The sequence below is a fragment of the Micromonospora sp. CNZ295 genome (assembly GCF_004217535.1).
Window position 1 is genome coordinate 4,688,186 of sequence record NZ_SHKZ01000001.1, and the last position, 18,496, is coordinate 4,706,681.

Here is an 18,496-nt window from a genome sequence, read left to right on the forward strand (position 1 = left end):
ACAGCCTCGCCGATGAGGAGCGGGACCGGGCAGGTGGGCCGGGTGACGATCAAGCCGGCGGTAGCGTCGATCCCTCACCTTCTATACGGTGGGGCGGCGGTCGCGGCCGACGTCGTCCCCAATGGTCCGTCCCGCGACCCGACAACACGACGGAGAAGGACGGGGGTCACCGTGACCTTGGAATCGCAGGCGACCGGGCAGCCGAAGATCGACACCTCGGTGCCGCACTCGGCGCGGATCTGGAACTACTGGCTCGGCGGCAAGGACAACTTCGCGGTCGACCGCGAAGCCGGCGACCAGTACCGGCAGGTCTTCCCCGGCGTCGTCGACGTCGCCCGCGCCTCCCGGCAGTTCCTGGTCCGCTCGATCACCTTCCTCGCCGCCGAGGCCGGCATCCGGCAGTTCCTCGACGTCGGCACCGGGCTGCCGACGGCCGACAACACCCACGAGGTGGCGCAGCGGATCGCGCCGGACGCCCGGATCGTGTACGTCGACAACGACCCGCTGGTGCTGGTGCACGCCCGCGCGCTGCTGGTCGGCACGCCCGAGGGAAAGACCGCCTACCTCGACGCCGACCTGCACGATCCCGCCGCGGTCATCGCCGAGGCCGGCAGGACGCTGGATTTCCAGCAGCCGGTCGGGCTCATCCTCAGCGGCGTCATGGGCCACGTCCCCGACTACGACACCGCCCGGTCGATCACGCGGCAACTGCTGGCCGCGCTGCCGTCCGGCAGCTACCTCTCGCTCAACGACGGCACCAGCCTGATCAGCGCGGAGATGCAGCAGGCGCAGGACGACTACAACGACACCGGCGCGACGCCGTACACGCTGCGCTCGCCGGAGCAGATCGCCGGGTTCTTCGAGGGCCTGCAGCTGGTGGAGCCGGGCGTCGTACCGTGCCCGCAGTGGCGGCCCGACGACAAGGTCGACACCCCCGCCGACATCGACGCCTTCGGCGGTGTGGGCCGCAAACCCTAGGGCCAGTCGACGCTTCGCGGCCGAGCGGCAGGAACGCGGCGCAGCCGTGCTCGGGGCGCCCCCGACTCAAGGGGGCGCCCCGAGCATGTCCGTTCTAGAGCGTCGTGCAGACCGTGCCGTTGAGCCGGAAGACCCCCGGCAGCACGTTCGGGCCGCCGTACCCGCCGACGAAACCGGCGGAGGTCGTGCCGCCGCCGGCCGCGAGCTCTCCGTTGTGCTCGGCGTTGGTCACCCGGATGGCCCGGCCGTCCTGCACCCAGTTGGCGTTCCAGCCGCTGTCGACGCGCTGCCAGGCGGTGGGCCAGTCGAACGTGAGCGTCCAGCCGTCGATCGGGTCCGGCCCGGTGTTGGTCACGTCGAGGTTCGCCACGTAGCCGTTGCCCCAGTCGGTGGTGACACTGAACCGCACCGTGCAGGTGCTCTCCGCCGGGCTACCGGTGACGAACGTCAGCGGCGGCGACGACCAGGAGATCCGGCCCGCCGTGTCCCGGGCCAGCACGTTGGCCGTGTACCGCGTGCCCGGACGCAGGTTCCGCACGGTGAACGAGGTCCCCGAGGTCTCGCCGAGCTGCTCACTGACCGGTCCGTGCTGCCGGTACACCTCGTACTTGGCGATCGGGTCGGCGCCGGCCCGCGACGCCGGCCAGCCGATCGTCGCCGTCTGGTCGGTCACCGCGCCGGCGACCGGCTGGCCGGGCGCGGTGGGAGCGCCCGTGACGACGTGAGCGGTCCGCGCCTCGAGGACGGTCAGGGAGTACGGCGGCAGCGTCTGGCTGGTGGCCGTTCCCTTCTGCGCCGTGGTGATGGACGTGGCGCCGTTGGCGTACGTGTGGACGGTCGGTGCCGCCGCGGCGGGTGTGAAGCCCGCGTAGTCCAGCTTGACCGTGTACTCGTTGTCCGGGTCCTTGTTCAGCAGCAGCACCGCGACGTCCCCGTTCGGCCGGCGCACCGCGTGCGCGGTGACCGCCGTCCGGTCGGCGCCGGCGCGGATGAACTGGTCGCCGGTGTTGGTGAACCGGCCCATCATCGCCAGCGCGTGGTACGGCGCGAACGGCGTGTTCATCGGGGGCTGGCAGACGCTGTTGTCCGCGGTGCAGTTGCCGCTGGAGAGCAGGCCGAAGTCGCCGTAGTCGGTCTGCCCGGCCACGGTCGACACGGTGCCGATGCCGTTGTGCACGTTCCACCACTGCACGGTGAAGACGCCGTTCGCGAGCAGGCCGCTGTAGGCGTCGGCGAGGAAGAGCGCGCCCGGCAGGGTGTTCTGTCCGACCCCGACGTTGAGTTCGGTCAGGCTGATGCCGATGCGGGAGGCGTTCGGCCCCGCGTACCTGGTGATCTGCTGCCGGGCGAGGTGGACGGCGTCCACGATGTGCTCGGTCCTGGCCACCGCCTCGGCGGCGGTGCTGCCGCCCGGGTACCAGTGCAGGTCGACGAAATCGATCTTCGATCCGGCGAGGGACAGCACCACCTGGTTCCAGCTTCCGGCGTCGCCCTCGGCCACGATGGCGTCCGGCCAGTTCCCCGGCATGGTCAGCACGGCGCCCACCTTGATCGTCGGGTCGACGGCCTTCATCGCGTCGGCGTACGCGACGACCTCGGTGGCGTACTGCCGCGGGCTCTTGTCGGCGTGGTCGTCGGCCTCCCATTCGGCGCCGTAGTGGCCGTTGCCGTAGTTCTCGTTGCCGATCGTCCAGTACCGGACGCCGTAGCCCTTGACCACGTTGGCGTACCGCACCCAGCCGGCCGCCTCCTCGGCGCTGCCGGTGCCGTAGTTCGCCACGATCATCGGCTGGGCGCCGGTCCGGCGTGCACCGGCCATGAAGGTGTCGAAGTCGGTGCCGGGAGCCACGTAGCCGCCCGGCGCGGTGTGGTCCTCCCAGTGGTAGATGTCCGAGTAGGAGCCGCCCGGGTACCGGCGCATCTGCACCCCGGCCGCCTTCAACAGGTCGGCCACGGCGGCGGTGCCGAGCTGGGCGTCCCAGATCGCGTCGTTGACGCCGAGGGCGGTGTCCGGCACGGTTGCCAGCCCGGCCTTGGCGTTCACGGTGACCGTCACGGGAACGACGTCGGCGCTGGCGACGGGTTGGTGGACGAGGGCCGGGGTGCCGGCGAGGACGAGCACGGCCGCGGCCGTCGCCAGGCGGCGCGGGAGCTGACGTCTGGGGGTTTTCATGGAGTCGATCCTCCGGAGCAGGGCGCATGGACGGGTGACGATCGAGGAGTTGCCCTCGCCCTCGACCACGGCCGGCTCGAACCACCAGAAGTATCGATGGAGTGGACCGCGCCAGCAAGGCCGGCCGGCGCCGGTCAGCCGATTCCCTGCCCCACCAGCGGTGGCAGCGGACAGTGCAGCAGGCCGCAGATGGTCCGCAGCAGCTCGATCTCCGGCACGGTCATCGTCCCGTCGTGGCTGGTCACCGCCACGGTGGCGGCCACCAGCCGCTGCTTGTCCTCCGGTCGCAGCGCGTCGAGCACCGGCCACGCGGTCTCCAGGGCCAGCACACCGTTCTCCGGTGGTGCGTACGGCAGGGCGGCACCGGGCAGCAGCGCGTCGACGCCGGCCCGGAAGGCCGCCTCCGCGGCGGCGGACTCGCCATGCCCCACCTGGGCGAGTGTCGCCAGCAGGGCGGCCGCGGCGGAGCGGGCGTCGGTGAGCTTGCGCCGCTCGGTCCGCCAGCGGGACCGCGGGTGCAGCGACTCCTGGAGTTCGTCGAGCAGCAGCCGCGACAGGCAGTACTCGGTGACGTCGATCGCGCTGTCGGCGTGGATCAGCGTGAACACGGCGGCCAGCAGGGCCTCCAGCTCCGGGCCCGGGCGGTCGCGCAGGGCCGGGAAGGCCAGCTCAGCCAGCGGGAGCCGGAGCAGCGGGTGCAGCCCGGCTTGGGCGTCCGCCTCGCGCCGGGCGGCGTCGGCCAGCTCACGGCCGTGCTGGTCGGCCAGGTCGGCGTGCTGCCGCTGGCGCACCTGCGGGTCCGCGCTGAGCAGCAGGCCGAGCAGCACCGGTACGACGGCCGTCCGGTCGCGTGCCCGGGCCAGCAGGTCGGGTGGGATCCGGTCGAGGATCGTCGCCGCGTGCGAGTAGGCGGTCTCGGTAGGGGCGGCCACCCGGTCGAGCACGTCGGCCGGTGCGACCGGCACGCGCAGCCCTTCCCGCGGCAGTGCCGGGCCGGCCGGCGGCCGGCGCGACGCGCTCGTCTCGGGTCGGCGCGCGGTGGCGGGCGCCCGCGCCCCGTCGGGCGGCGCCAGGCCCAGCGCGACGTCCTCCTGTCGTCCGGACGGTGGCGTGGCCGCCCACTGCCGGGACAGCCGGCCCAGCTCGCCCGGGTCGAACGAGGGATCCAGCGCGCGGATCCGGTCGACCAGCGGGGGGTGGGTGGCGAACCAGGACGCCCGCGTGGCCTCGCCGAAGAGCATGTGACCGACCTCGTCGCGCTTGGTGGCCTTCAGCTCGGAGCCTTCGGTGAGCCCGCCGATCTTCTTCAGCGCCCCGGCGATGCCGCGGGTCTGCCGGGTGTACTGCACCGCCGAGGCGTCGGCCAGGTACTCGCGCTGGCGGGACACCGACGCCTGGATGAGCCGCCCGGCGAGGACGCCGACGTACCCGGCGGCCAGCATGGCGATCCCGACCAGCGGCAGCGGGTTCGCGCCGCCACCACCGCCACCGCCGCGGTTGCGGCCGCCGCCGAGCACGCCGGCGCGCAGCAGGCCACGGCCGATCACCGCCAGGAAGAGGATGCCGAACAGCAGGCCCATCAGCCGGATGTTGAGCCGCATGTCGCCGTTGACGACGTGGCTGAACTCGTGGGCGATCACCCCTTGGAGCTCGTCGCGGTTGAGCCGGCGCAGCGCGCCCCGGGTGACCGCCACGGCGGCGTCGGTCGGGCTCCAGCCGGCGGCGAAGGCGTTGATGGAGTCCTCGTTCGGCAGGACGTAGATCTCGGGCACCGGCACGCCGGAGGCCAGCGCCATCTCCTCGACGACGTTGCGCAGTCGCCGCAGCTCCGGGTCGGTGGTGTCCGTCGGCACCGGCACCCCGCCCAGCTCGCGGGCCACCTTGCCGCCGCCGCCGCGCAGCGCCACCGTACGGAACAGGGCGGCGAGCCCGATCGCGGCGACGGTGCCGAGAGTGACCACGGCGACCAGCCCGATCAGGTCCCCGGTGCCGCCGGCGGTGGCGTTGAACGCCACCACCGCGGCCGCGTCGACCACCGCCACGATGCCGACCACGGCCAGCACGAAAAGCAGCACCAGCCGTACGGACAGCCGCCGCACCTGCCGCTGGCGTTCGAAGAAGTTCATCCTCAGAACGAGACCTGCGGTGCTTGCCGCTGCTGCGGGTCCTCCGGCTGGAACAGCTCGGCCGGGCCGAAGGAGAACATGCCCGCCACCAGGCTGGACGGGAAGACCTCGCGCTTGTTGTTGTAGGTCATCACCGCGTCGTTGTAGGCCTGGCGGGCGAAGGCCACCCGGTTCTCCGTCGAGGTCAGCTCCTCCGACAACTGCATCATGTTCTGGTTGGCCTTCAGGTCCGGGTACGCCTCGGCCAGCGCGAACAGGCGGCCCAGCGAGGCGGTGAGGGCGTTCTCCGCGCCGCTGAGCTGCCGCATCGCGCCCGGTTCGCCGGGTGCCGCCGCGGCGGCGGCCTGAGCGTTGACCGCCGACGTCCGGGCGGCGATCACTGCCTCCAGCGTCTCCCGCTCGTGCTTCAGGTAGCCCTTGGCCACCTCGACGAGGTTGGGGATCAGGTCGTGCCGGCGGACGAGTTGGACGTCGATCTGAGCGAAGGCGTTGCGGTACGCGTTGCGGCTCCGCACCAGCCCGTTGTAAATCGAGACGCCGAACCCGAGCACCGCCACGACGATCAGCGCCAGGCACACCAGTCCGATGATCAGTTCCACGGCCGCTCCCTCGGTTCGCGTCGGCCTGCCCTGTCGATGATCATACGTCGTGGTCGCGACCTGCCGCTGCGTTGAGCGCGCTGGTCGCGGGGGACTTCGGTCAGCGACCACCACGGCTGGCCGTGCGGGCGACCAGGACGAGGACGGCAACGCCGAGTGCGGTGGCGCCGACCGCCCACCACCAGAAGAATCCCGAGAAGACCGAGGCGATCAGGAGCCCGATGCCGAGGCCGGCCAGCAGGCCGAGCGCGAACACGGCCCGCGGGGGGAGGGCGAGGTGCGGCAGGCGCCACACCACGAGCGCCTCCAGCCAGGTGCCGCCGGACGCCAGCAGTGCCGCGCCGGCCCCGTCGACGGCGGACAGCCCGTGACCTTCGCTGATCGGCACGACTACCGGACCCTCGGCGCCGGCGGGGACGAACAGGATGAGCACACCGGCGACGACGAGCAGCGCGGCGATCGCCACCTGGGTGCGTGGCGCTCCCGCGACATCGTGAGCCATCGCCCCAGTCTTGGTCATCCGCCCTGGTCGCGCCAGGAGCCGAAGCGCCGAATTGATCCGGCGGGCGGCGACCGGGCCGTCCTCAGGCGGCGTGGAGGGCGAGGCGGTCGCCGAGGAGCCGGGCGAGGGCGGGAGTCGGTTCGACACCGAACTCGCTGCGCAGCAGGTCGCGACAGCGCTGGAACTGGCGCACGGCCTCGGCGATGTTGCCCTCGGCGAGGTGCACCATGATCGCTGCTCGGTGCGCCGACTCGCGGAGTGAGTCGGCACGCACGGCGGCGAGCGCCGCCTCGAGCGCCAGGCCGTACCGACCCTGGGCGGTCAATCGCTCGGCGAGCCGCTCCAGCGCGTGCAGCCGCAGCTGGCGCAGGCGCTCCCGCTCGATCACGAGCCAGTCCTCGGACCAGTCCGGCAGCAGGTCGCTGACGAACCGACCGCTGAACCACCAAGGCGAGAGGTGCTCGACCCCGTCGTTGAGGAGCATCCGCGCGGTGGCCGTGAGCTCGTGCACGTCGACGTCGAGGGCGTCGGTCAGCTCCACCGTGGTGGAGCCGGCGGCCACGAGGCCGCGGTCGATCTGCTGGATCCGCCACAGGCAGGTGCGCAGGCTGGCCAGCGCCTTCTCCTCGCTCACCTCGGGCCAGAGCGTCCCGGCGACGCTGGTGCGGCTCATCGTCCCGCGGACGGCCAGCAGTGCCAGCACGCGCTGCGCCGTCGCCGGCACCTCGACGGAGTGCGCGCCAAGGGAGAGTTTGAATCCCCCGAGCAGATCCAGGTTCAAAATCTCCCCCCTCCACGTGGCTTCAGCTTGGGTCCGCCCGGAGCGCTGGTCAATGTCGCGTTCCTGACCTTGATCGCGCGGGGTGGCGGGCCGCCGGTGGACTCGGTGACGCACAGGTGACGGCGGCGGGTCAGCCTGCTCGCATGGACGGTGCGGCGATGCTGGTGGTCCGAGTGTGGTTCGAGGACGAGGCCGCGGCAGGTTTCCGCGCTCGCGTCACCATCCGACCGGATCTGACGAAGCCCGCCGAGACCGTGCTGTCGAGCAGCGAGCCGGACGAGGTGCTGCGGCTGATGCGAGAGTGGCTCGCCGCCGTGACGCAACGCTGACGGTGCGGTGATGGCGCCCTGTCATCGTGACGGACGTGGACTTCGTCGACAGCGTCCTGGTCAGGCTGGCTGACCCCGCCACGCGCGCCGGGCTCTTCTCCGAGGAGTCCCTGGCGCACCTGGTGGAGGCGGCTTTCGACACCGAGGCGATGCCGGTGTCGCCGCCGTTCGCGCCGGTCTTCGACGAGCTGCGGCTCGGTTTCGCCGAGCCGCCCACCACCGTGCTGGAGGGTGAGTGGGCCGGTGTCGGCGGCGCGGACCGGACCGAGCTGCGGCTGCGCCTGCACGGACTGGGCAGCGGCGGGGCGCGCGCCGACGCCCTGTGGCGGGGCGCGCTCGTGGTCCGTACCGCGCCGATGCTGGACCGGATCGAGCTGGTCGAGGTGGCCCTGCCCTCGTTCGACGTGGATCCGGAGATCATCGCGGACCTGGGCTCGCTCCCCACCGACCCGGCGGTGCTGGAGACCGAGCGACGCAACCGCGTCCTGGCCCGGCTGCGGTCCGGGTTGGACCAGCCGGCGGCGTTCACCGACGCCCACCTCGACCGGATCCTCGCGGGGGTGGGCGTGTCGAGTGTCTCCGAGCTCGTGCTCCGCTGGCGCGGGCAGGGCGCCACGGGCACGGCGCAGGTCCGGTTCACCGAGCCCGCGGCGGTGACACCGACGGCGAAGCCACTGCCGTTCGCCGCCGCGGTGCTGGTCCGGGACGAGCCCCTGTCCCTCGCGGATCTACTGGCGGAGAGCCGGCTGCTGCGCTCCCGCGCGCTCGATCTCGGTTTGGAGCTGCCGGTCGAGCCGCACGTGCGTCGGCGTCACCGGGTGGTCGTGGTGTGGATCGTCCCGGCGGCCGTCTTCGACGACGAGGACTGGCCCGGAGGAACGACGGGAACGGCGGAGCAGCGACGGGCCGCGCGCTTCGCGCAGGCCGGGCAGTGGCTCGGCAGGGAAGGCATCGGACTGGTCGCGGTGCCAGCGAACTGAGGAGGATCAGTGCCCATCCCAGCGGCATTTCCGTACGTCGAAGTGAAGATCGTCCCACCGCCGGCGCCGCTCGCGCAGCGCTCGCCCGGCGTGGTCGCGGTGGTGGGCAAGGCCCCCGCCTCGGCCGACGGCGGCTCCGCCCCGGCCAACACCCCGGTGCGGATCGAGACGCTCGACGACGCGGTGACGAACTTCGCCCGCGTCAACGCGGGCAACGTCGTCCGCAACGCGCTCTACAACTCGCTCGAGCTCGCGCTCCTGCAGGACCCACGACCGGCCAAGGTCTACGGCGTCAAGGTCAGCGGCGACGACTACGCGGCGGCGCTCAGCGGCCTGGAGGCAGCCGACGACGTCACGATGGTCTCCCTCGCCAACGAGGTCGCCGTCGGCACACCCGCCGGCAGCAACCCGCCCACCGCCCTGCAGGCGCTGAAGGCACACGTCGAGTCGATGTCGGCGGCGGGCCAGCGGCGGCTCGGTTTCGCGATGGTGGACCCGGCGACGGCGAAGAGCCCCACCTACGCCGCGGACGTCATCGACACCGTCGACCCGTTGAAGAGCAGCACCAGCCGGATGGTGATGATCGCCGCGCGGGGCGCCACCACCGACGCGGCGACAGCGGCGATGGCGGCCGTCGCCGGGCTCCCGGTGCACCACAGCATCGTGCTGAAGAAGATCCGCGGCGTGACGATCCCGGTCGCGAAACAGTACAGCCCGAGCGAGATCAAGACCCTCTCCGAGGCGAACATCATCCCGCTCATCGACCCGGCGCTGATCACGGGCGAGAGCCTGCACTTCGCCGACGGGCGGCTGTTCACCAGCGACGCCAGCATCCTGCACCTCGACATGGCGCGCACCCTCGACCAGGCGGAGTTCAACCTCCGCGCCGGCCTCATCGGTCTGATCGGCGACGCCCGCATCACCAAGGCCGGGATGACCCAGCTGAAGATCCAGGTCGACAGCATCCTCGGCCCGATGCGGCGGGACAACGTGATCGACGACTACCGGATCGAGATCCCGGTCCTGGACATCCTGAGCATCCCCGAGGCCGCCCGCACCGCCACCGACAACGCCGTGCTCACCGCGGCGCGGGAGAACCGCGTGGTGGACCTCATCGCCACGATCATCTACGGCCCGGCCTTCAGCAAGCTGCTGGTCACCGTCGTCGCAAAGTTCTGACAGGGATAGGGGCCTGACAACCATGCCGGAATGGAACACCAAGCTCGCGGTGACCTACACCAAGGGCGCCGACACGATCGACATCTCGCCGATCGACTCGTTCAGCCCGTCGTTCTCGATGAATGTCGAGCCGCTGCACTCGATCGAGAAGAGCCACATCGGAGCGGTCTTCTCCCCGCCGACGATCAACTTCTCGATGACGGTCAAGGCGATCGGCGCGGTCGTCGGGCAGCTGACCAAGCTGGCACTCGACGGCGAGCTCTTCAACATCTCCCTCTTCGAGAAGGTCGGCGACGACTGGTCCTTCTCGTCCTTCGTGCTCACTGACTGCCTCATCACGAGCGCGACGCCGACGACGGCGACGATCTCAGGTGCGCCGGCGGCGACCTTCAGCGGCTTCAGCCTCGCGGCGAACATCGATCCCAAGGTCGGCGACGCGAGCACCCTGCCCTGATCATGAGCGCGATGGAGAGCGGGTCCTGGCAGGCGAGCCGGGTCCACACCACCGGCCTGGCCGTGGTGCACGAGGGCGAGTGGGTGGTCGCCGGGCCCGGCAGCGCCGCCGAGGCCGAGGCGTTCGTCGGCAGCGAGCAGACGATCGTCCAGTACCACTTCCCGGTCGAGATCGAGGTGGTCTCGACCGGCACGGCGATCGACCCCGAGGAGCTGATCGACCTGACCCTGGCGCGGCTCGCGGAGAACCTGGAGGAGCTGGCGTAGATGGCCGTGACGGTGCGAATCCCGGCCCGCCTGCGGGTGGACGGCGACGCGTTGGCGCACCATGCCGACGACCTCGTCGACGCCTTCGGCGCGGCGCTCGGTCGCGCCCTGGCCACCGCCGACCGCGAGGTGCTCCGGCCGCGCCACGGCAGGCTGACGGTGGCGCCCGGCCAGCCGACGATCCACTGGTCCGGCCCCGGCCTGTCGGGCGTCTCCGACCAGACCAGACAGGACCTCGAAGAGCGCCTGCGCCGGGCCGTCGCCGCTGCGGTCACCGGAGCCGGGGTCGCCGCCGACGCCGCGACCGCGGAGAGCGACCGGGCGGCCCCGCTCAGCGACCCGCCGGCCGAGCGGCTCGATCCGACCCGGCGCCGCCCCGCGATGTGGACGTACTGGCTGCCCTCCTACGACGGCGACGGCAGTCCGCGGGACGTGCCGATCGCCTCGCCGCCGACGTACGGCTGGTCCGTGCTGCCCCGACCGCCGGACCGGGAGACCGTCATGCGGCTCGCGACCGAGGCGGTGGGGCGCTTCGGTGGCTGGCCGGAGAGCACCTCGCCGCGGGGCCTGATCATGCGGGCGGACACGCCGGTCGGCCCGTCGTGGATCGTGCTCGTCGACGGCGCGCCGCCCAGCGTCGTCGGGTTCCGGCAGTTCGGGCGGCACAGCTACACCCCGAAGGCGGCGGTCCCGTTCACGGAGACCCCGGTCGAGCCCGACCCCGGTCCGGCGACGGCGGAGATCCGGCGCATCACCGACCGGAACGCCCTGATCGATGTCATCGACGAGACGATGGCGACCCAGATCCGGTTTCAGATCCAACGCGCCGAGCCGCGCCGGGGCACCACCTCGGTCGCCGAGCACGACCTCCAGCTCGAACGGGCCGTGCGGCACGAGGTCGAGCGGCGCGCCGACCACCTGATCGCGCTGCTCGACGGCAGGCCGATGGGCTCGGTCGTGATCGTGCGGATGGGCAACTCGATGGCCATCATCATCGAGGACACCACCGTCACCGCCCGGCTGCGGTGGACCGGCACGGCGAACCTGCTGCCGATCGGCACCGTTCCCGCGGCCCGCACCGGCGGCGGCGAGCCGGGCGGTGGCCAGGGCGGTGGTGAGCCGGGGCGCGGCACGACCGGGTCGGGGCCCGCCGGGGGCGCTGGCAGCGGCAGCGGCTCCGGCGCCGGTGCCGGCGATGGCGATGGCGACGGCGGTCGGCCCCGGCGCGGCTCGTTCGTCTACGACCCGACCGCGCCGTCCGCCGCGGATGACCGGCGGGCCAGCCTCTTCCCGGCCTCGGGAGGCGGCGGCGACCCGCTGAAATGCCAGTCGATGAACGGCGAGCCGTCCCTGCGCGACCTCGGCCCCGCCGGCGAGGAGCTGCGCCGTCGCATCGCCGACCTCGCCTTCCGGCTGCAGATCGAGCCGTGCGAGTTCGCCGCGAACTTCTGCATCATGGCCTGCCGCACCCTGCAGGGGCGCGCGGCGGACATCAGCCGGTACATCACCCAGACCGAACGCCCGGGCTTCACGTTGCCGGTGCCGGAGGGCACCGGCGACCTGGGGCCGATCAACTTCCGGCCGGTGGCGTCGCCCGCCATCCAGTTCCTGCGCCACCTCGCCGGGGTGGTGCCGAGCCTGCACGCGCTGGCGATGCGGGTCATGCGCACGTACGAGTCACCGGAGCACTGGCCGAAGGTGCGCGGCGGCTGGATGGACACGCCCGCCTCGTGGAACCTGCACTTCCTGCACGAGTTCACCCCGGGCATCAAGGAGGCGGTCAGCGAGATCTTCGTGACCGGCTGCCAGGCGCTGCTGCTTCAGCTGCTGCTCTCCTCGCAGCAGGGGATCCAGGCCCGGATCAGCAACTTCCAGCAGTACGCCCCGATCTTCGAGCGGCTGATGGTCTCCCAGCTGTCCGACTACGCCGAGCTGCAGCGGCTGCGCGACCGGCTGCGCGCGCACAACGCCGCGACGGCGGTGCAGGAAGCCACCGGCTGGGCCGGCGGCGACCTCACCGCGACCCTGTCCATGGCGAGCGCCGCGACGGTGTGGTTCGGCGCCGCGCGGTCGCTCTCCGGTGCCTTCCTCGCCAGCGAGACCGCGCAGACCAGCGCGGGATCGGCCGGCGAGATCGTCACGGTGAACGGCGTGCCGAAGATCCGCGACTCGCACGGCGTGCTCTGGGCCGAGGCCGACCTCGAGCAGGCCCTGGTGATGATCCGGGGCGAGGCCGAGGGGATCGACCCCCTGGTCAAGCAGATCGCGGACATCCCCGACGTGATGCTGCGGTTCCGGCTCAACCGCAACGCCATCCGGGACGAGCTGTGGCGCGTGCTGCACGAGATGGCCGCGAACAACAAGGAGATGGTGGAGAAGGCGCGCGACTCGGCTCGGTGGGCCTTCAAGTCGAGCCAGATCAGCGAGAACGTCCGCAACGCCACGATCCCGGGCACCACCGTGGTGCTGCAGGGCATCCACCTTCAGGTGCATCAGCAGCTCGGCGAGTTCTTCGGCGGCAACGTCTGCTACGCCCTCGGCGTCGACCAGCTCTTCAGCAGCGAGCTCGGTCGGGAGGCACTGACCAACTTCGGTCTGACGGTCGGCATCGTGGCGCTGTCGGTGCTCTGTCCGCCGGCGGGCTTCCTGGTCGGCGTGGGCGTGGCGCTGGTCGAGGTGGCGCACGCGCACGAACGCGCCCGCCTCTACGCCTCCATGCTCGACCCCGAGCTGGTGCTCACCCGGGCGGAGGTGGAGATCGGACTCTTCGCCGCCTACCTCGGGCTGGCTCTCTCGCTCGTCCCCGAGGCCGGGACGGCGGTCGGCGCGGTGGCCCGCGGCGGCAGGTCTGCGCTGCGCGTCGGGGCGCGCCATGGGCTCGGGGCCGGGCTGCGCGCCGGCGGGCGGACGGCACGCCGGTTCGTGGTCCGGCGCGCCACCCGGCAGATGATCGAGGCCGCCTCGCGTGACCTGCTCACCGAGTTCATCACCCAGGTGACCACCGCGTTGGTGATGGAGAAGATCGTCCAGAAGGTGATGGAGCCGCTGCTCGCCTATCTGGAGCGCGAGGCGATGATCCGCGGCTCGGTCGGCGGTCCGGGCGGCGCCCGTTTCGTCCTGGCCGCGATCGCGCGGGACGACGACCCGCCGGCAGGAGGCACGCCGTGACACCTCGACCTCGAGTCAGCGCTCCGGGGCGCTTCAGCGTGATGGCGCACATCGACCGTGCGGCGGTACGCGCGGCGATCGACGCCAACCCGCGCCTGCGCCAGTTCATGCACGACTACAGCCGGCTCTCCGGCCGGGGCGACCCGCACGCCGCCGCGTTCCTCGAGTTCATCGTGGCCCGGGTCATCGACGACGTGGGCGAGCTGCACATGTCCAACGTCATCGGCCGGCTCGAACGGATCCAGGTGCTCCGGGACAACATCGCCGGCATCCTGGACGTCGTCCTCGAGGGCGGGGAGCTGCCGCCGCACGTACGGATGGAGACCCTCGGTGAGTACTTCGACGAGCTGAGCCTGCAGATGCGGGAGCTGAGCCGGCCTCGGGAGGCGCTGGTCGGCGACGCGCCGCTGCGCCTGCACGACGAGTCCTGGGCCTACGCCGACGACCTGCTGCGCGAGTTCGAAGGTGAGACCGGCGCCCTCGCGGCCGGCGGCCGGGCCCGCCCGGACGTCGAGATCGACGCGATGCGCGGGCGGCTCGGGTCGCTCTCCCCGGACCGGCGCGCGGCCATCCGCAAAGCGGCGGAGCTCGAACCGAACGCGCTGGTACGGGTCCTGACCGAGGAGACCCAGGGGCAGGCCCTGACTCCGGACATCCCGATGCGTCGCGGGCGGGCCCCCGCGCTCGCCCAGTTGGAGGCGGCGATCGGCGGTCGGATGAGCGCGGCCGAGCTCGAGCATCTGCGCGCGGCGATCGACGAGCTGGGCCGTGCCCGGGCCCGGGCCGCGCAGGTGACACCCGATCGGCTCGCGCCGGTGCTGCGGACGATCCAGGACCCGCACCTGCGCGCGGTGGTGGCGGCCGGCGACGTCTGGATCATCCAGCAGCTCGCCATGCACAACCTGTCCGCGCTCGAAACGCTCTGGGCGAACTTCCGGCGCAACGGCGGCGATGACGCGGGCACGGGTTTCCGCGGCTATGTACGCCACCAGATGGTGACGTTCGGCCGGGCCACCCCGGCCGAGTTCACCGCGGCGTTCTGTCTGAGCAGCATCGAGATGTTCCTCAAGGGCCCCGACGACGCGCCCAACATCCGCGGCACCGATCTGGTCGGCATCGCCGACGACGGCTGGGTGACACTGATCGACGACAAGTCGCACCGCACCGCCAGCGTCTCGAGCGTCCCCGCGCTCACCGACCACCTCGCCACCAACCTGCGCTCGGACGTGCGGGCGTTCCGGGCCCAGCTGGCCGAGCTGCAACGGCTCGACCCCGAGTTCGTCCCCGACCCGCGGGTCGTGGACGCGTTGCGGCGCATGGAACTCACCGCCGACCACGTCGAGCGGGTGGTCCGGGACGCGCCGGTCGAGCAGCGACCGGCGATGATCCGCTCGGTGCTGCGGCACCACCAGCTCCGGATGCGGATCACCAGCGCGATGGGCGAGGTGGTCGAGATCTCCGACGCGCTGCGTGCCCTGGGCATGGCGCCCCAGCCGACCGGACCCGTGGTGGTACCGCTACCCCGACCTGGAGGGCAGTGATCGATGGGCATCACGTCGAGCTTCCTGCAGTACGCCAACATCCCGTCGGCGGTGATCAGCGACGGAATCCTGCCCATCCCGCTGTGGTCGGTCACCCAGATGACCCTCGCGCAGACGTACCACCTGCCCCCGATCGGCTCCACCGCGCACCGGGCGATCGTCGCCACCCACGACGACACGATCACGCTCGCGGGGGTGCTGGTCGGCGCGGAACGGTACGCCTGGAAGTTCGCGCTGGAGACGATGGCCGAGGCGAGCAAGCGCGGCACCGCGCTCGCCGCGATGTCCGGCGGGTCGGTCGGCGGGCTGATCCTCGTCACCTCGATGACGATCCGCACCGACATGCAGGTGCAGTCGCTCACCTTCACCGCCTCGGCGGCCAAACGCGACGCCCTCGACGTGTCGATCTCCATGGCCCACCTTCCCCGACCGAGCCTGCTCGGCAAGCTCCTCGACGTCGCCAGCGTCGGCGTGGGGGCGCTCGCGGATTTCGGAGGTTCGTGATGCCGCGCTTTCCCATCGACCGGTATCTCTTACCCGAGCACTCCCCCGACGCGGTCCCGGCCGGGTTCGTCGCCCTGCGTCAACCGATCACCGGCGGCCTTCCGCACCGCGTCGACATCGACCAGGCGGTGCACGCCTTCCTGGTGCTCCCGACCGGCCTGGCCCGGCAGTGGTCGGACGCCGATCCCCTCGATGTCGTCTCCTCCTCGGAGACCGACCTGGCGCCCCGACCGGTCGCCGACCCGCAACCACCGGCGCTGGTGCCGCGGGCGCCGCTGCGCCTGGTGGTGCGCCAGGGCACGGCGGTGATCGGGGCGATCCCCCTCGCGGCGGGCCTGCGCCGCGGCTGCGGTCCGGTCGAGATCCTCGTGTGCGGATGGAGGCTCTGCGCCGGGTCGGTGCGGGGCGCCGGCGACTACGGCTCCTACCTCTCCCTCGCGTGGCGTCCCGCCGACAAGGCGGTCGACGTCTTCGGGACGCCACCGGTGCACCGGTTCGTGCTCCGGCGCAAGCCGCTGGCGCTGCGCATCGAGTCCGAGCTGGGCGAACTGCGGCCGGAGTACCTGCGTCTGGCTGACAAGCGACTGCGACGGAGGTGGATCAGGTGATTCCCGGCGACACGACCTCAGGCCCGATGCTCGGCACCGACGCGGGCTGGGCGCTCTCCTTCCACCGGGAGACCGAGACCGGCATCGCCAACACCACGATCATGCCGGACCTCACGAGCGCGCAGTACTACGCCTCGATCGACGCCACCCTCCCGGAGGGGATGGCGCCCGGCGCGTACAAGATCGTGATCGAGCAGCTGACCGACGCCGACTTCGCGAAGCTGCGCGATCCGGAGCGGCCGCGCGGCCTGCATCTCGTCTGCAAGCTCCACCTGTTCTGGCGGGACGCCAACACCTCGGCCGGGGCCTACCTGACGAACCTGCTCGGCGTCAACGCCGGCCCCTCCCCCGCCGATCTGCACCGTTCGCTCGTCGCGGTGCTGCGGGTGAAGAAGATGACCCGCCGGGTCGGCACGCGGGGCTACGACACCGAGCTCACCTGCGTGGAGGAGGCGTACGCGCGGCTCTCCGAACCGATCACGGGCGAGCCGCTGACGGCGGAGAACTTCCGGGCGGCGCTGCAGGAGATCCGGCGGCGCACCACGGTCGGGTTCGCGCCGTGGGAGTACAACCCGGACGGGACGATGACCCACGGCCGGGGCGAGGCGGGCGGCAGCGAGTCGGTGACGTTCGGCGTCGGGATGCGGTACCGGGACGCGGTCGAGGCGATCGGCAATGCGATCCAGCTCGGACGCAACCTCTACGGCCGCAAGATGATCCTCATCCGGGACGGCACGGTCCATATCGGCAAGCGCCCCATCCCCTACCCGGAGGGCCCACCGAAGGAGCTGACGCTCGGCACGGGGCTGCTCGACTGCGCCGAGGCGGGGGACGAGGCCGCCGACCCCTACGGGGGCGAGGGCGGCGCCGGACCGCGCCGCAAGGTGTGGAACCTGACGCTGCGGGGCCGGCCCGACCTCAAGCCCGGCGACGTGGTGCGGTTCGAGCCGCCGCCGGTCGACGAGGGCACCACCCTGCCGAGCGTCGGGGTGGCCCTGGCGGGCGCGTTCGCGGCACCCTTCCTGGACAGTGTGGGCGGTGGCGGGGGCAAGTTGCTCTACGTGCGCTCGGTCCGGCACACCCACTCGCGCCAGGCGAGTTTCGCCACGCAGCTGTCGGGCGTGGAGATCGAGAGCACGGCGCAGGCCTGGGACACCTGGAGCGACGCGACGCCGACCGGTGGCCCGCAGCCGGCGTCATCGTCGGGGGCGAGCGGTGCCGTGTCCGCGGCGGACCAGGTACGACGGGTGGCGCGGGCCGCCCGGCTGGAGTCGCGCTCGGTCGAGGTGGGCGAGGTACGCGGGAGCACCACCAACGCCAGCGGCGCGGTCGAGCCGCCGGCACAGACCCTGACCGTCTGGGAGGGGCTCGAGCGCTCCGACGGGCGGCCCAACGCGGCACGCCGGGTGCCGATCCGGCGCGAGCCCGCGGTCCCGGTCAACGGGGTGCCCTACCTGACCCCGTTCGCCTGGGGCGGCTGCGGCCTGGTCCTGCCGCGCTACCCCGGGATGCGGGTGGCGCTCGCCTACCGCAACGGGGCCGGCGAGGATCCGATCGAGATCGGGGCGCTCTGGCCGTCGGGGCACGCGCCGCGCTCGGAGCCGGGCGACTGGTGGCTCTCGCTTCCGGTCGGGGTGGCGTCGAGCAAGCGCGCCTCGGTGTCGGACACCGAGACGGTCGGCGATCACACCGGCAACGTGGTGCACGACCTCACCGACGGTGACGGCCACCGGGTGATCGAGGTCGGTGAGCTGACGGTCCGCGTCGGACAGTTGCGCGACCGCAACCAGCGCCCGGCCCGCGCCGCCGACGAGGGCAGCGTCACGATCGAGCACACCGGCGGCGCGAAACTCGTTCTCAAGCAGGACGGGTCGATCCTCATCAAGGGCAAGGCCATCGAACTGGACGCCGGCACCGGTGACATCACGATGAAGGCGAACAAGGTCGACGTGCAGGTCACCTCCGAGATGGAGGTCCACTGATGCCCTACGCGCTGACCACCGACAGCCGGGTGAGCTGCCCCGCCACCGGCACGGTGTCCACCTCGGGGCAGTCCAAGCTCAAGATCGCGGGCGGCCGGGCCCTGCGCAAGGACGGGGTGGCGGGCCGGTCGATCGCCAACTGCACGACGCCGAACAGCAACAGCAGCACCCGGTGCAGCTCGGTCGCGGGTGTGACGGCGGGCGAGGCGACCAAGCTCAAGGTCGCCGGGCAGCCGGTGCTGCTCGACTCGTTCGCCGGCACCAGCGACGGCTCGCTCAACACCCTGACGGCGACGGCCAACCAGTCCAAGTTGAAGGCGGTCTGA

17 protein-coding genes are annotated in these 18,496 nt (G+C 72.2%); 12 read left to right on the top strand and 5 right to left on the bottom strand.

What is annotated here, in order from left to right; all coding sequences use genetic code 11:
* Window positions 1–171 precede the first annotated feature (171 nt).
* Window positions 172–978 (top strand): SAM-dependent methyltransferase, encoded by an 807-nt coding sequence (locus EV376_RS21975; protein WP_486482756.1) that lies wholly within the window; start codon window positions 172–174, stop codon window positions 976–978.
* Between the two features lie 94 nt (window positions 979–1,072).
* Here EV376_RS21975 and EV376_RS21980 read toward each other — a convergent pair whose 3' ends face one another.
* The 5 genes from EV376_RS21980 to EV376_RS22000 all read right to left on the bottom strand — a co-directional run bounded on the left by EV376_RS21980 (window position 1,073) and on the right by EV376_RS22000 (window position 7,159).
* Window positions 1,073–3,151, bottom strand: a complete 2,079-nt coding sequence (locus EV376_RS21980) for a cellulose binding domain-containing protein (RefSeq protein ID WP_130326105.1) — start codon at window positions 3,149–3,151, stop codon at window positions 1,073–1,075.
* Between the two features lie 134 nt (window positions 3,152–3,285).
* A complete protein-coding gene (locus tag EV376_RS21985; protein WP_130326107.1) occupies window positions 3,286–5,277 on the bottom strand; it encodes a M48 family metallopeptidase in 1,992 nt (663 codons plus the stop codon).
* Window positions 5,278–5,279: 2 nt separating this feature from the next.
* Window positions 5,280–5,876, bottom strand: a complete 597-nt coding sequence (locus EV376_RS21990; protein WP_130326109.1) for a LemA family protein — start codon at window positions 5,874–5,876, stop codon at window positions 5,280–5,282.
* A gap of 100 nt (window positions 5,877–5,976) precedes the next feature.
* Window positions 5,977–6,378, bottom strand: a complete 402-nt coding sequence (locus tag EV376_RS21995) for a hypothetical protein (protein ID WP_130326110.1) — start codon at window positions 6,376–6,378, stop codon at window positions 5,977–5,979.
* A gap of 82 nt (window positions 6,379–6,460) precedes the next feature.
* Window positions 6,461–7,159, bottom strand: coding sequence for a BTAD domain-containing putative transcriptional regulator (locus tag EV376_RS22000; RefSeq protein WP_207228274.1), 699 nt, complete (start codon window positions 7,157–7,159; stop codon window positions 6,461–6,463).
* 143 nt (window positions 7,160–7,302) lie between these two features.
* Here EV376_RS22000 and EV376_RS22005 point away from each other — a divergent pair, with 143 nt between their 5' ends.
* The 11 genes from EV376_RS22005 to EV376_RS22055 are packed head-to-tail and all read left to right on the top strand — an operon-like array spanning window position 7,303 to window position 18,496.
* Window positions 7,303–7,488: a hypothetical protein gene (locus tag EV376_RS22005; RefSeq protein WP_130326111.1), complete on the top strand. Its 186-nt coding sequence runs from the start codon at window positions 7,303–7,305 to the stop codon at window positions 7,486–7,488.
* Window positions 7,489–7,523: 35 nt separating this feature from the next.
* Window positions 7,524–8,468, top strand: a complete 945-nt coding sequence (locus EV376_RS22010; protein WP_130326112.1) for a hypothetical protein — start codon at window positions 7,524–7,526, stop codon at window positions 8,466–8,468.
* A 9-nt stretch (window positions 8,469–8,477) separates the two neighbouring features.
* A complete protein-coding gene (locus EV376_RS22015) occupies window positions 8,478–9,647 on the top strand; it encodes a hypothetical protein (RefSeq protein WP_130326113.1) in 1,170 nt (389 codons plus the stop codon).
* Window positions 9,648–9,669: 22 nt separating this feature from the next.
* Complete coding sequence (locus tag EV376_RS22020) at window positions 9,670–10,101, top strand: hypothetical protein (protein ID WP_130326114.1); 432 nt, start codon at window positions 9,670–9,672, stop codon at window positions 10,099–10,101.
* A 2-nt stretch (window positions 10,102–10,103) separates the two neighbouring features.
* Window positions 10,104–10,367 carry a hypothetical protein gene (locus EV376_RS22025; protein WP_130326115.1) on the top strand — a complete coding sequence of 88 codons (264 nt, stop codon included), beginning with the start codon at window positions 10,104–10,106 and terminating at the stop codon, window positions 10,365–10,367.
* The gene (locus EV376_RS22030) at window positions 10,368–13,535 is read left to right on the top strand and encodes a hypothetical protein (protein WP_130326116.1); all 3,168 of its coding nucleotides are present in this window, start codon (window positions 10,368–10,370) and stop codon (window positions 13,533–13,535) included.
* The gene (locus EV376_RS22035; RefSeq protein WP_130326117.1) at window positions 13,532–15,076 is read left to right on the top strand and encodes a hypothetical protein; all 1,545 of its coding nucleotides are present in this window, start codon (window positions 13,532–13,534) and stop codon (window positions 15,074–15,076) included. Before EV376_RS22030 ends, EV376_RS22035 begins: the two co-directional genes overlap by 4 nt.
* A gap of 3 nt (window positions 15,077–15,079) precedes the next feature.
* Entirely contained in the window at window positions 15,080–15,580 is a 501-nt protein-coding gene (locus EV376_RS22040) for a hypothetical protein (RefSeq protein ID WP_130326118.1), read from the top strand.
* On the top strand, window positions 15,580–16,188 hold the full coding sequence (locus EV376_RS22045) for a hypothetical protein (RefSeq protein WP_130326120.1): 609 nt from the start codon (window positions 15,580–15,582) through the stop codon (window positions 16,186–16,188). The genes EV376_RS22040 and EV376_RS22045 overlap by 1 nt, the downstream gene beginning before the upstream one ends.
* Window positions 16,185–18,170, top strand: coding sequence for a hypothetical protein (locus tag EV376_RS22050; protein WP_130326122.1), 1,986 nt, complete (start codon window positions 16,185–16,187; stop codon window positions 18,168–18,170). Before EV376_RS22045 ends, EV376_RS22050 begins: the two co-directional genes overlap by 4 nt.
* Window positions 18,170–18,496: a hypothetical protein gene (locus EV376_RS22055; protein ID WP_130326124.1), complete on the top strand. Its 327-nt coding sequence runs from the start codon at window positions 18,170–18,172 to the stop codon at window positions 18,494–18,496. Before EV376_RS22050 ends, EV376_RS22055 begins: the two co-directional genes overlap by 1 nt.

Coding starts and splice junctions, on each gene's coding strand:
- EV376_RS21980 (WP_130326105.1), bottom strand. CDS start 3,151: ATGAAAACCCCCAGACGTCAGCTCCCGCGCCGCCTGGCGACGGCCGCG.
- EV376_RS21985 (WP_130326107.1), bottom strand. CDS start 5,277: ATGAACTTCTTCGAACGCCAGCGGCAGGTGCGGCGGCTGTCCGTACGG.
- EV376_RS21995 (WP_130326110.1), bottom strand. CDS start 6,378: ATGGCTCACGATGTCGCGGGAGCGCCACGCACCCAGGTGGCGATCGCC.
- EV376_RS22005 (WP_130326111.1), top strand. CDS start 7,303: ATGGACGGTGCGGCGATGCTGGTGGTCCGAGTGTGGTTCGAGGACGAG.
- EV376_RS22020 (WP_130326114.1), top strand. CDS start 9,670: ATGCCGGAATGGAACACCAAGCTCGCGGTGACCTACACCAAGGGCGCC.
- EV376_RS22025 (WP_130326115.1), top strand. CDS start 10,104: ATGAGCGCGATGGAGAGCGGGTCCTGGCAGGCGAGCCGGGTCCACACC.
- EV376_RS22030 (WP_130326116.1), top strand. CDS start 10,368: ATGGCCGTGACGGTGCGAATCCCGGCCCGCCTGCGGGTGGACGGCGAC.
- EV376_RS22040 (WP_130326118.1), top strand. CDS start 15,080: ATGGGCATCACGTCGAGCTTCCTGCAGTACGCCAACATCCCGTCGGCG.
- EV376_RS22045 (WP_130326120.1), top strand. CDS start 15,580: ATGCCGCGCTTTCCCATCGACCGGTATCTCTTACCCGAGCACTCCCCC.
- EV376_RS22055 (WP_130326124.1), top strand. CDS start 18,170: ATGCCCTACGCGCTGACCACCGACAGCCGGGTGAGCTGCCCCGCCACC.